Source organism: Psychrosphaera saromensis (genome assembly GCF_002954545.1).
Classification (GTDB): Bacteria; Pseudomonadota; Gammaproteobacteria; order Enterobacterales; family Alteromonadaceae; genus Psychrosphaera; species Psychrosphaera saromensis.
In genome coordinates, this window is the sequence record NZ_MSCH01000003.1 from 3,125,660 (window position 1) to 3,139,286 (window position 13,627).

At 37.0% G+C, this 13,627-nt stretch carries 13 protein-coding genes; 2 read left to right on the plus strand and 11 right to left on the minus strand.

Annotation, left to right across the window (positions count from 1 at the left end):
- The 7 genes from pepN to BTO11_RS14105 form a co-directional block, all read right to left on the minus strand.
- Positions 1-2,577 (minus strand): aminopeptidase N, encoded by a 2,577-nt coding sequence (gene pepN / locus BTO11_RS14075; RefSeq protein WP_105053187.1) that lies wholly within the window; start codon positions 2,575-2,577, stop codon positions 1-3.
- 194 nt (positions 2,578-2,771) lie between these two features.
- Positions 2,772-4,205 (minus strand): Na+/H+ antiporter NhaC, encoded by a 1,434-nt coding sequence (gene nhaC / locus BTO11_RS14080; RefSeq protein ID WP_105053188.1) that lies wholly within the window; start codon positions 4,203-4,205, stop codon positions 2,772-2,774.
- 233 nt (positions 4,206-4,438) lie between these two features.
- Positions 4,439-6,478, minus strand: a complete 2,040-nt coding sequence (gene prc, locus BTO11_RS14085; RefSeq protein ID WP_105053189.1) for a carboxy terminal-processing peptidase — start codon at positions 6,476-6,478, stop codon at positions 4,439-4,441.
- Positions 6,479-6,486: 8 nt separating this feature from the next.
- A complete protein-coding gene (gene proQ / locus BTO11_RS14090; protein WP_105053190.1) occupies positions 6,487-7,116 on the minus strand; it encodes an RNA chaperone ProQ in 630 nt (209 codons plus the stop codon).
- Positions 7,116-7,400 (minus strand): hypothetical protein, encoded by a 285-nt coding sequence (locus BTO11_RS14095; protein WP_105053191.1) that lies wholly within the window; start codon positions 7,398-7,400, stop codon positions 7,116-7,118. The genes proQ and BTO11_RS14095 overlap by 1 nt, the downstream gene beginning before the upstream one ends.
- A gap of 6 nt (positions 7,401-7,406) precedes the next feature.
- On the minus strand, positions 7,407-7,889 hold the full coding sequence (locus tag BTO11_RS14100; protein ID WP_105053192.1) for a GAF domain-containing protein: 483 nt from the start codon (positions 7,887-7,889) through the stop codon (positions 7,407-7,409).
- 219 nt (positions 7,890-8,108) lie between these two features.
- The gene (locus BTO11_RS14105) at positions 8,109-8,987 is read right to left on the minus strand and encodes a DUF6279 family lipoprotein (protein ID WP_105053193.1); all 879 of its coding nucleotides are present in this window, start codon (positions 8,985-8,987) and stop codon (positions 8,109-8,111) included.
- Between the two features lie 157 nt (positions 8,988-9,144).
- Here BTO11_RS14105 and BTO11_RS14110 point away from each other — a divergent pair, with 157 nt between their 5' ends.
- Positions 9,145-10,131: an ATP-dependent 6-phosphofructokinase gene (locus BTO11_RS14110; RefSeq protein WP_105053194.1), complete on the plus strand. Its 987-nt coding sequence runs from the start codon at positions 9,145-9,147 to the stop codon at positions 10,129-10,131.
- 206 nt (positions 10,132-10,337) lie between these two features.
- Here BTO11_RS14110 and BTO11_RS14115 read toward each other — a convergent pair whose 3' ends face one another.
- On the minus strand, positions 10,338-11,183 hold the full coding sequence (locus tag BTO11_RS14115) for a LytR/AlgR family response regulator transcription factor (protein ID WP_105053195.1): 846 nt from the start codon (positions 11,181-11,183) through the stop codon (positions 10,338-10,340).
- Between the two features lie 5 nt (positions 11,184-11,188).
- Positions 11,189-12,256, minus strand: a complete 1,068-nt coding sequence (locus BTO11_RS14120) for a sensor histidine kinase (protein WP_105053196.1) — start codon at positions 12,254-12,256, stop codon at positions 11,189-11,191.
- 150 nt (positions 12,257-12,406) lie between these two features.
- On the opposite strand from BTO11_RS14120, the gene BTO11_RS16520 reads away from it, so the two are divergent.
- The gene (locus BTO11_RS16520) at positions 12,407-12,565 is read left to right on the plus strand and encodes a hypothetical protein (RefSeq protein WP_181135920.1); all 159 of its coding nucleotides are present in this window, start codon (positions 12,407-12,409) and stop codon (positions 12,563-12,565) included.
- A 15-nt stretch (positions 12,566-12,580) separates the two neighbouring features.
- Here BTO11_RS16520 and BTO11_RS14125 read toward each other — a convergent pair whose 3' ends face one another.
- Positions 12,581-13,051 (minus strand): Mpo1 family 2-hydroxy fatty acid dioxygenase, encoded by a 471-nt coding sequence (locus BTO11_RS14125; RefSeq protein WP_105053197.1) that lies wholly within the window; start codon positions 13,049-13,051, stop codon positions 12,581-12,583.
- A 70-nt stretch (positions 13,052-13,121) separates the two neighbouring features.
- Positions 13,122-13,532, minus strand: coding sequence for an acyl-CoA thioesterase (locus tag BTO11_RS14130; protein WP_105053198.1), 411 nt, complete (start codon positions 13,530-13,532; stop codon positions 13,122-13,124).
- Positions 13,533-13,627: the final 95 nt, after the last annotated feature.

Genomic DNA, 13,627 nt, shown 5'->3' on the forward strand with positions numbered 1-13,627 from the left:
CTAACCTAGCGCTGAACTTACTTTCTCATACAAATCTTTTGATAGCTCTAATTTACTCAATTGAGTTAACTGTTGTTTCATTAAATCCTTTCTTGCTGGTTCATAACGTTGCCAGCTAAGTAATGGAGATATCATACGAGATGCTAATTGAGGGTTAAGTTTATCCATTTTTTTCAAAAAATCAGCTAAAAATTGATAACCTTTGCCAGATTCATCATGAAATTGCTCTGGATTATTCATAATAAATGCACCAAATAATGATCTAACTCGATTTGGATTTTTATCAGAAAACAGCTTATGCTCTGCCCATAATGCCATTTTTCCATAAACTTCAGCATGTGGAATTCGAGCGACGGCAGACGTCATTTTATCGAAAACTAATACATTATCCGTAAATTGCGTATCCATATCTTTTAGCAAATCATCCAGTAATGCTACCGAATACACTCTAGCAGACTCAAGCGCTGACACTTTTTCAGTCATGTTGGTCGAGTCTAAATAAACCTGCCTAATAAGACGTTCAACGTCACTGTTTTTGCTATGCGACAAATACGTTAGCAGTATGTGTTTCAATCGTCTTTGTGCCACACTTGATTGAATATAACCATCTTCAATGTTAGTTAAATTCTGTACCAAAGCATTAATCGTTTCAAATAACGACTCTATGATCTGCTGAGTTATCTCGGCTTTAACTTTTAAAATATGACTAGGATTTATCACATCAAAGGTTTCAGCAATACTGGTATAACTTGGTATCGTTAATAGTTCCGCTTTAATTGATGTTTCAATGTCGTCATTATTTAATACGTATTCGATAACTTCGATAAGCCCCTGTCTGCTCTTATCTAATATTGTGTCGCTCGCACCGTTGATTTGTTGTAACCATAATGATTGCATTGAGTCCCATCGACAAAAAGCATCAGATGCATATTTAACTATATGGATTAATTGTTCTTGAGTTAGTGTTCTTTGCACTTTTACTGGTGCTGAGAAGTTTTCAAATAACACCAACGTAACTGGCTCTGAACAATTAAATGTGAACATTTGCTCAGTTTTATCAAAGATAACCGTACCGCGTTCTAAACTACGACCATCACTATTGGCTAATAATTCATATTTAACTGGGATAACTAACGGTTTATTTTGTTCTGCTGCAGGACGTGTTGGTAACGATTGAGATAGTGTCAATTCTAAAGCCGTATCGGTTTGTTTTTCAGAAACAACAACGCTTGGCGTTCCAGCTTGTGAATACCAATTTTGGAACTGAGTTAAGTCCTTGTTATTTGCATCAGCCATTGCAGATACAAAGTCATCACAAGTAACGGCATTGCCATCATGACGCTTAAAGTACAAATCCATCCCAGCTCTAAAACCAGACTCGCCTAATAGACTATGCATCATACGGATAACTTCTGCGCCTTTATCGTATACAGTCACAGTATAAAAGTTATTCATTTCGATAACTTTTTCAGGTCTGATTGGATGTGCCATTGGACCTGAATCTTCGGCAAATTGCATTGTTCGCATCACATTGGCATGACTGATGCGCTCTATCACTTCACTGCCCATGTCAGCACTAAATTGTTGATCGCGGAAAACCGTCAAGCCTTCTTTTAAACTTAACTGAAACCAATCTCGACAAGTAACTCGGTTGCCAGTCCAGTTATGGAAATACTCATGACCAATTACCGCTTCAATGCCGTGGTAATCGATATCGGTCGCCGTGTTTAAATCGGCCAATACGTACTTACTATTAAAGACATTAAGTCCTTTATTTTCCATCGCGCCCATATTAAAGAAGTCGACAGCCACGACCATGTATTTATCTAAGTCATATTCTAAACCGTAACGTTGCTCATCCCACGCCATTGATTTAACTAACGACGCCATCGCATGATGACCTAAATGCAAGTTGCCTTTGTCGACAAACAGTTCTAAATCAACGGTTCTGCCAGACTGAGTAACAAACGTGTCGGTTAATAAATCAAAATCACCTGCAACCAAAGCAAACAAATAGCTTGGTTTCGGATGCGGATCTCGCCATTTCACCCAGCGTAGCTGTTTATTACTGTCGTCATCTTCTGTAACTAAACCTGAGTCGATAAGGTTACCGTTTGATAACATGTGTGGATAAAGTTCAGCATCGGCAAAAATAGTAACGGTAAATACAGATAAAACATCCGGACGGTCTAAATACGGTGTAATGCGTCGAAAGCTTTCAGCTTCACATTGGGTACAAAAAACACCAGCAGACTTGTATAAGCCTTCCAGTGCTGTGTTATTAATTGGATCGACCGTCACTTCAATTTCTAATTCAAACTCAGCTAAATCGACATCAATCTTTAATTGTTCTTGCTCAACGTTAAAGTCGGTTTGGTTACCGTTAATTAATACACGTAACACTTGTTTAACTTGGCAATCCAGAACTAATCCACGTGTATGTTCGCCATTACGTTTCATCTGCAACTTACTGCGAACTAAAGTGTGTTCATCGTCTAAGTTAAAAAACAATTCTGTTTCTGGAATAAAAAAGTCGGGAGTTTGATAATCTTTTAAGTATTTAGCTTCAGTTGTCATAACAATCACTTGCAGGAAGTTGAATGGTAAAAATACGCACGGTTAATGCGTACAGTTAATTGTGCATCGATAAAAAGTCTGATTCTTATCAATAAGTAGATGAGTTTTACTATAAACAGTCCAATTATAAATTTTCATTTATAATTTCTTATTTATAAAGCCCCATCTACTTACTAACTTTTATTTTGCGTCGACTAAGCTGCTTTGGTTTTTAAAATCTTAATACCCATGTAAGCAAAAGCAATGGCCATTACAGGGTTGATTAAGTTAAAAAATGCATATTGCCAATAATCTAGCGGGCTAACCAATAAAACACCGGCCATATACGCACCACAAGTATTCCAAGGAATTAATGCACTGGTAATGGTTCCGCCATCTTCTAGCGCTCTAGATAAGTTTACGTTATCTAAACCGCGACGTTCATATTCTTCTTTATACATACGACCTGGCATAACGATAGACATGTATTGATCAGCAGTGATTAAGTTAGTACCAAACGCAGTAAAAATAGTCGAAGTGATTAACGACCCCGTTGATTTCGCTTTTTTCAAAATACCTTGAACAAAAACAGCAAGCAAACCTACTTTTTCCATAACCGCACCAAACATTAACGCCGTCATGATTAGCCACGTAGTATTCAACATGCTAGACATACCACCACCACTGAGTAGGTCGTCCATCACACCATCACCTGTGGTAATAGAGAAGCCATCAAACATCGCAGTCCAAATAACGGATATTTGATCAATAACCAGACTGCTGTCGGCGATCTTAGTTAATAACTCTTGTTGGAAGATAAATCCCCAAAGAGCACCAATAAGCGCACCGATAAAAATAGATGGAAATGCAGGCAGTTTTTTTAGAGCCATGACCACAAGGAATACAAGAGGTATTAAATTGAATAACGAAACATGGTAATTCGCTGAAATAATAGTTTGCACACTATCAATCGACACATTTGCGCCGACTCGGTCTTCAGTGAAACCTAAAATAGTAAATAACACTAAGGTAATCGTAAACGATGGGACTGTGGTCCACATCATGTGGCGGATATGACTAAATAAATCACTACCTGCAACTGCCGGAGCTAAGTTTGTCGTTTCCGACAGCGGACTTATTTTATCGCCAAAATATGCACCAGAAATAACAGCACCAGCGGCAATCGCTGGATCGGCGCCAATACCATTAGCAATCCCCATCAGAGCTACACCTATTGTTGCAGCAGTCGTCCAAGAACTCCCTATACTCATGGCAACAATCGCACTTAATAAACAAGCGGCAACATAAAACCAGTCAGGGTTAAGGATTTGTAATCCATAATAGATAAGGGTTGGCACTGTACCTGACAACAACCAAGTACCGATTAAGGAACCTACAGCTAATAAGATAAAGATAGCACCCATGGAAACCGATATACCATGGATCATGGCATCTTCTATTTGCTTCCAATTCAAGCCGTTTTTTAAACCTATGATACTGGCAACACCAGCTGACATGATCAATATAATTTGGTTTGGACCAAAAGAGCTATCACTTCCATAAATAGAAACAGATACCGCTAATAACGCCACCAAAAATAGCACCGGAATAAGTGCATCAATAAAACTTGGAGATTTAACTGATTTCAAAACTTAAGTCCTTATAGACATAAATATGTGTGTAACCCAATCCGTTATTTATCACACATTAAATTTTAATTTACTACTATCAAAGTAAAAAATGAGTTCAAACGTATTAAAAATCAGAGGAGCCGTTTTAATATGAGCTTTTTAAAAAAGCTAAACATCCACTGAGATTTAGTTATTTTGTTTTAATACCAAAAAAGCAGCCTCTAGGGCTGCTCTTTGTTTAAACGTTTTGTTTATTTTGCGGCTTTTGCAAACTGCCCTGCAGAAATCAAATCAGATATAATTTGTGCAGCTTCTTCTAAGAATGGGTCTAACTTTTCCAATTCTTTCGGTGTATCGTCTTCTAACGATTTTACATTCTCTAGACCTAGACGTGTTAAACGTTCATTTAAGCGCGCTAAGTTCTTTATTTTATTTTCTTCTTTTTCAGCTAAACGTTCTTTTTCGTTAAGTGAAATAAAGTTACGGTCTTTTTCTTGTTTATATTCTGCAATATCGCTTTCTAAATATAAAAATTCAGGCTCAGACTTAATTCTTAAATTATGTCTTTGCGTTAGAGAATTAACCTGTGAACTTATTGTTGGCGTTGGCGAATATTGTACCGAGCGGATATTATCCCAAGGTAGCGCTGTATCCATTTGGCTTTCACCCCAATCAGATGACTCAATTGCAGATGGGAATAGAATGTCAGGAACCACACCTTTATGCTGAGTACTGCCGCCGTTAATACGATAGAATTTAGCAATTGTATATTTAACCGAACCTAATTTTTTATCGAAACGGTCATATCTTTGACCAAGCGGTTTGAACTGTTGAACCGTACCTTTACCAAAGGTTTGTTCACCAACAATTAATGCTCTGCCATAGTCTTGTAATGCGGCTGCGAATATTTCTGACGCTGATGCACTATAACGGTCAACTAATACAGTTAACGGGCCGTCGTAGTAAGTAACGCCATCGTAGTCGCCTCTTACATCAATATTGCCAACACTATTTCTTATTTGAACTACAGGGCCTTTATCTATAAATAAACCGGTAACAAGTGAAGATTCAATTAATGAACCACCACCATTGCCGCGTAAGTCGATAACTACGCCACTAACATTTTGATCTTTTAATTTTTTAATCTCAGCTTTTACATCAACCGAAACATCATTATAAAAACTAGGTACGGTGATCACACCGATTTTACTGTCTAAAGAACTAGTTACAGGTTCAAATACATGAGAATCAACCGATTTATCTTCTAGATATACCTTGTCTCTAATAATCACGACTTCTTTAGAAGCGCCGCCTATGTTTTCGCCACGAATAACTTGCAGTCTAACTTCGGTGCCTTTTTTGCCTTTAATTAATTCAACAACTTCATCTAAACGCCAGCCCACTATGTCAACAAAGTCATCTTTACCTTGAGCAACGCCAATGATTTTATCTTCTGGTTTTAGTTTTGCCGTTTTATCAGCTGGACCACCTGGCACTAAACTACGGATAACCGTATATTCATCAACAGGTTGTAACACTGCGCCAATCCCCTCTAACTCTAGATTCATATCTATGTTAAATCGTTCTGAATTGCGCGGTGATAAATAAGAAGTATGAGCTTCAATACTGCTTGCAAAGGCATTCATCACTAGCTGAAATGCATCTTCGCTTTGCGTTTGCGATAAACGACGCTTAGCATTGACATAACGTTTCGTTAACGTTTCTTTTATTTGCGGAATATCTTTACCAGTAAGCTTTAAGTTTAACGCATCGTATTTGGTTTTTTGACGCCAAAACTCATTTTGCTCGGCTAGTGTTTTTGGCCATTCAACATCTTCACGGTCATAATAAAAAACATCTTTTTTATCAAAGTCCATTTTGTCGTCAAGTAACTTAATACTATAGTCGTAACGCTCTATACGTCGTTTGATTGACTCTTCATAAAGATCAAAGGCGAATTGTAATTCACCCGACTTTATCGCGTCATCGAATTTATCTTCGTATTTAGCAAACTGGTCTACATCTTTTTGCAGGAAAATACTTTTATTGTAATCCAAGTTTTCAATAAACTTTTTATACACTTTTGCAGATAGTTCATCATCGAGCTTTGTTTTTTTATAGTGATACCTTAAAAACCATGACGAAATCCGTTTTGACGCCGCAACGTGCTGGGATTCCTCAACTAATTTTGGGGTTTCAAATGATTCATTTTCAATAGATGCACTTATTGAAAATGACATACATAACGATACTAATAAAGGTAACGTAAAAACACGCTTAACTATCTGCATATGGACTCCTATGCTTGGAAGATATTTTCCTTGCTTACTTTCATCACCATACCTGAAGCCAATTGTACTGACACTTCATTTTTTGAAGTTTCAACAATTGTTGCAGCTATTGGTGACGCGCCTAACTTAACTTGAACCTGTTTACCTTCGGTAAAGTCATCATTGGCTACAAGTTCTTTTTGAGGCTCAGCAACAGGTTTAGTTCCCTGGCTTTCTGATTTAGCTTTTCTTTTTGGAGGATTAGCCACATTCTTAGCCGGTTTTTTATAAGGCTTTTTGTCTTTACTGGCATTTGCTTTTTTCTTTTCTTGAAATTTAGCTTTGCTTTCGGCCAACTGAGTTTGAGCATGTTGTACATGTTCCTCAGTTAATGGTTCAGCATCGTTACCTTCCAAATCAACACGTTGACCACCTTTAACAACGGCCTCTAAATAGCGCCAGCTATTGGTGTAACGGCGAAGTGCATGTCTAATCTGTGTTTTTGAAACTGGATCTTCTTCACCAATTAATCCGGCGATATCATTAAAGATACCAACTTTTAATGGTTTAGCTTCACCTTTTAAACTAAAGCTCTTTGGAAACTTAATAGTTAAAAATTCAATTACTTTGTTTAAATCTGTTTTTTCTTGATTTTGCATCAATCGTACTCTATTTCATCTAGCTTCTGGCGAACAAACGTATCTAACCAGCTTTCCAGCTCATCATATTCCGCTTCAATAACAAATTCTTGTCCTGCAACAGCTGCCCATAATTCATCAAATAATTTCTCCGCAGATTCAGTCGAAACGTCTTCTGGGAACATGTTGTAGGCCTGATGGATCATTGAATTGATCCTGTCAGTTACCTCTTCTTCCTGCCCATCCCAATCACCAACTATCTCAGAGCTAATTATGTAATCGTGGATGTTTATAAAATCTTTCATTTTCTGTTATTTCTTCGGCCAAATGGTTTCAATAAAACTAACCATAGTTTCGACACCATTTAAATCATCTTGATCAAAACGACCTATACTTGGACTATCAATATCCAATACCGCCACTACTACATCATTAATAATGATAGGGACGACAACTTCAGAATTACTTGCTGCATCGCATGCAATATGTCCATCAAACGCATGCACATCTTCAATTAATTGAGATGTTTTATCCGCAACGGCTGTACCACAAACGCCTCTTCCTACTGGAATTCGAACACATGCAGCTTTGCCTTGAAATGGCCCTAATACAAGCTCTTGTTCATTACCCTGAACATTATCTTGCATCAAATAAAAACCGGCCCAATTTATGTCGACTAATCTGTCAAATAAGATTGCACTGATGTTAGCTAAATTTGCGATTAGGCTTGGTTCGCCATCACAAAGCGCCTTCACCTGCATATTTATTTCACGATATAATTCTACTTTAGCCAAAATACACCTTTATTCAATTGGTCATTTCTAAACGTAACGCAGTAACTTACCTTGATCCGCCCCAAATTTAAAGGTTTGCATCCTAATTAATAGCAATAGACTTGTTTAAACGAATAAAAAAACAACTATATTGATAAATATCACAAAAACAACCGTAAATTTGGATTTTTAAAAGAAATTTAAACACTAAAGGATCAGCCACAATCCTTTTATATCCAATTAGTTTATTTGATCTTGTGCGATTAAAAGCTCAAAGTCCGTTGTCATGTCATCGATTTTTTCGAGCAGGTAAACTTGTTGTTTATCAGTCATCGATTTTATTATGTACCTTAGTTCAGATATGCGTAATTGAGATATTTGTTCGGATATATTTTGCTGCTCAATACTTCGGTGACTAGATAGCTCAGTGAACAAAGCAAATAAGGTTAATTGGTCAATTTCAGGCTGATTAAATAAAGCTTTAGAGAAGAGATCAAGCCAACGTTTTCGCCCTGCAATTCTTAATGGCAATATATCCGGACGTTTACGTTCCATCGCTTGGAGTGTTACTTTTTGTTCTTGCGTTAAATCACCTATAAAATTTTCAATTTTATCTTCCGCGTCTTCAAACTTTTCATCCCAAGTTTGGTCTTGATCTTCTTGCCATTGTTGATTTCTTTCTTGTTGAATGTCTTTTATATTTTTAACCAATTCTTGTTTTTGTTGCTGAGATAAAGAAGGTAAAAAATCAATAATATCTGGCGTTACTTTTAAGGCCGCACGCTTCCATAACCCTCGTGCTTTTTGGTATAAAGGTTCAAGGGCAAGATCATCTTTGTTAACAACAATCGTGCGCAGCTCTTTTAACAAGCTAGTGTAATACGGCAACTCTTCTTGTCGATGCCATTTTAATAACTCGTAAATTTTTATTTCTAAGACATTTTCTTGTGCCTCATTAAGCTCCACATAGTCGTCAACTGTCCAGAATATAAGCCAATCGGCATAATTATAAATCAGTTTAGTACTGCAACTTGTTAAACAAAAAGTGAGTAATACTAATGCCAGTAATTTAACGGTTGCTTTGCGTTGACCATTTGCTCTAATCATATTTTTACTCATATTAAGGACGCTTTATCGCCCTTATGTCGTTATCGGGTTATTAAATAGATTTATGTTGTTATAGATCAATACCCTATTCGTCTATATTTAGATCATAATGCTTATAGTTAAAGTTGTAATTAACCGCTTTATATCAAATTTTAGGATTGATTCTGTTATGAAAAAAATTGGAATTCTCACATCAGGTGGTGATGCCCCTGGCATGAATGCAGCCATTCATTCTATTGTAACAACCGCCAGTGTCCATAATATCGAGTGTATCGGTTTTGAAAGAGGTTATAACGGCTTAATTGATAATGCCACATGCGCACTTCCTTTAGCAAAAGTTAAACATATTTCCCATCTTGGCGGAACCATTTTAAAAAGTGCGCGCTGTCCTAAAATGCTAGAGGATAGATACCGCCAGCAGGCAATTACCAGTTTAAACTCCAACTCATTGGATGGACTTATTGTGATTGGCGGTGATGGTAGTTTCCAAGGAGCCCACTTACTTAGTCTGCTAACCGACATCCCTATTATTGGTGTGCCAGGGACTATTGATAATGATATAGATGGTTCAGACTTCACAATTGGATTTGATACCGCGGCCAATACAGCCCTGGATGCGATTGATAAAGTAAGAGATACCGCAGATGCATTTGAACGCATATTTATTGTTGAGGTGATGGGCAGACATAGTGGACAATTGGCTGTGAATATTGGCGTTGCTGCAGAGGCTGAGCAAATATTATGTCCTGAAATGAATATAGAGCCACATCAAATAGTACAAACCGTTACCGCACATATTAATGCTTATTTAAAAGTAAACGGCCATGCGAGTTATATTATCGTCGCCGCAGAAAAAACCTATCCCGACGGTGCTTCCGCACTTGCTGAGATGTTAACCAAACAAATAGGTATAGACTGCCGTGCTTGTGTTTTAGGTCATCTACAAAGAGGTGGAATGGCAAGTTGTGCAGACCGTACTCTTGCAACCAAACTTGGCGCTTTTGCGGTTGACAGTTTAGTAAACGGTGCTAAAAGCGTTATGTCCGGTGAAGTTAATAATCAATTAGTGTTAACAAAATTAGTTGATACAGGATTAGGGAAAAAGAAAATTGATCCGTATTTACTCGACCTTTATAAAAACAAACTGAGTTTATAGCCAAGTTATTTTGTTACTCAAACTCAAGTAATAAGGCAATCACTCATCCATCAACTCTTTATTTAACAAAGGCTCACCCGTAATTGGATTAACTCTTAACGGACGTAGTAAAATTCATATAAACAGCTTGATAAGCTGACAGGTTAATTCCGTTGGGCTAGTTGTATTTAGAAAAAATTACGCCTTTTCTGTTAAACAATCCAACATCAAAGTAATGCCGCTCTTACTTTATCTCTGTAACTACGACTAACTCGAATTTCATGTTTATTTGTTAGTTGGATAACATACTCACCGCTGGTTAAGGTTAATACCTTAGAAACTTCGGTAGAATTAACAATAACTGAACGATGCACACGAATAAACCTGGCTGGGTCAAGTTCTTGTTCCAACTGCTTCATGGTTTTACGCAGAATATGAGTTTCACCATCTGAACAATGAACACACATGTAATCGCCAGCGGCATCTACCCAAACGACTTCTTTAACTGGTATACGAGTGGTTTCGCCCACATCTTTAACGGCAACGTAATTGCTGTACTCTTTTACCGATTGAAACTCACCATCAGCTAAGTTTTGTAAAATAGTTTCACTGTCAGAACCAATTAGCTGTGCCACCATATTAACTAATTTGGTTTGACTGTCCGTTTGACTGTCCGAGTTAATTTGATTTCTAACCTTAGTGATACAGTCTTGTAAACGCGCGTTATCAACTGGCTTCAGCAAATAATCTAACGCATGAACTTCAAATGCTTTTAGTGCATATTGGTCATAAGCCGTTACAAATACCACAATTGGCCAGTCTTCTGGGGCGACATCACTATGCAACTCTTTCATCACATCAAAGCCTGTCATACCTGGCATTTGTATATCTAAAAAAACCAATTTAGGTTTTTCTTGCTTAATCGTCTCAAGCGCCGAAGCACCATTGTGACATTGAGCTATTATTTCAATATCTGCAAAATCGGCCAATCTAATCGCTAAGCCTTTTCGTGCCAAAGGCTCATCGTCAACGATGATAGTTCTGATTTTATTGTCTGTATTGATTTCAATCATGCTGGTTATTCCGACTCAAACTCTAAAGGAATTCTAATATTTACTTTTAAACCATTTGGTTCATTAGTGGACAATGAGAATGAATAATCGTCATATAAAGTTTGTAATCTATCTTTTATATTCGCTATTCCTACGCCCTCACCTTTGCTGGTTGAAGATGTACTTGCCATTAATCCAGGCCCATCATCACTTACTTCAAGCAATAAGTCATTACCAAATGTCTTAGCAACAATAGTAATTGTGCCACCATCGGTTTGAGCTGCAATACCGTATTTAATAGCATTCTCAATTAACGGCTGCAATAACAAACTCGGAACTAAAGCATTACTTGCCGATTTACTGATAGACCATGTCACCGTGAGGCTTTCTTCAAATCGAATTTTTTCAATTTCCAAGTACAAGGTCAATGCTTTAACCTCTTGTTTAAGTTGTACTTTTTTAATTGGATCTGTGTGTAAAGAATAACGTAGGAAGTCGCTTAATTTGGCGACCATGCCATTGGCTATCTTGTTCTCATTACACAAAATTAATGTCGAAATAGCATTTAAGGTATTAAACAAGAAGTGAGGATTAAGTTGATAACGCAACATTTTCAATTGCGCTTCATTGGCCATATTTGAGGCTTTTAATGCTTTTTGTTTTTCTTTTTGCAGCATTTGGTAATACTTAATGCCAAAGTACAAACCACTCCAGCATAAAATAATATAAAACCCACCTAGTGAATTTCTAAAGTACCAATACCAAGCGTCAGGTCTGTAACCAAATTTATAAAACTCCCAATAAGTGAAGTTCTGCATAACAACCCAGATAAGACCAACGACATAAGAGGCTGACAAGATGACCGTGACTAAAAACCATGGAGAACGTTCCCATACACGCTGATAAAGATAACGTAGGGGTATGGTAAGTAACGCGCCAAACCATGCATTTGAAATAATTATAAACACATAGATATCACGCATGTCATTCATGAATGAGCCTATGTAATGCACTAAGGCAAATCCGAACCAGCCAGAAAAATGCAATATCCAAAAGAAACGTTTTCTATCTTCTATATATTTTTGAAATTTCAAATTACAACCTACTTAGAAAAAGGTAAGACAAATTAATGTAATTAAGATTAAGGTATTAATTATAAATCAAAAAAAAAACGGCACATCCCCGCCTGACTTGGCAGATGTGCCGTTTATCGTTTTGTTAGTTTTTTCACCATCAAAACGCAAATGAGTGTTAACGTTTGGTCGCACGGTTTTAAACCTATCGCTCTTAAACCTATCGCTCTTAAACGTACGGTTCTTAAACGTACGGTTCTTAAACGTACGGTTCTTAAACGTACGGTTCTTAAACGAGCAGTTCTTAAACTAGCGGCTATTAACCAGTAACGACTGACTCAGTTATCAATAACGGATATTTAGCTTTTTATAAACAAAACATAAAATCCAAACTGGGCCGATAAGTAAAAACTGCAGGTCTTTTAAAAATGATGGTTTCTTGCCTTCAAGATGATGACCCACAAACTGCAGGATCCAAGCAATAACAAACACCACAATAGACATAATTAATACCGACATAACCCCAGACATACTTAATTGCCACCACTGTAAAAATGCGACAACAAGTGCTGAAAATAACGTCATACCAAGTCCAACAGTAAATGATAACGAAAAGTAAAATAACATAGCTGGAATAGCGACTATCGTAGACCAGTTAACCCACATTGGCATATCTGCAATAGGAAATGGAATTGACCATAGCAAACCAAAAACCGTCATATAGATGGCTGGCACGCATAAATAGTGAATTATCTTATTGGTTTTATTTTGGTGACTAACACCATAATCTTCTAACCATTGTGTAATTGATTTCATAATTGTTTCCAATTTTTGTTTTTAGCATGCGCTAATAGATTTTAAATTTACAGGTACTAAATACCACAAACTATAATTCAACACCATTCAAAACAGGCGTTGGTTTTCTATCGTCGTCTAATGCTACAAACTTAAATGAGCCACTAATCGCTTTATGTTTATCGTCTTTATGCATGCCTTCAACAAAAACATTCACATCTACAACTAAGCTGGTACGTCCTAACGTACTAACGTTAGCCACTAACTCAACAATAGAACCTGCTGGAATTGGTTCTTTAAAATCAACTCTATCTGACGATATTGTGACTAAAGACTTACGACAAAAGCGAGTAGCACAAACAAAGGCAACTTCATCCATCCATGCTAAGGCTTCACCACCGAATAAGGTATTGTGATGATTTGTTCTGCCAGGGAAAACCGTTTTTGTGGTATAAGTAGTAGCGTAGTTTATGCGAGCTTGGACTTTATCAGAGTGTTCCATTCATCTTCTTATTTAATTAATACAGTTGAAAAGCATTATAAGCGCACATACTACTAAGGTGTAATCTAAATTTAACTCAATTCTAATTAAAGCAG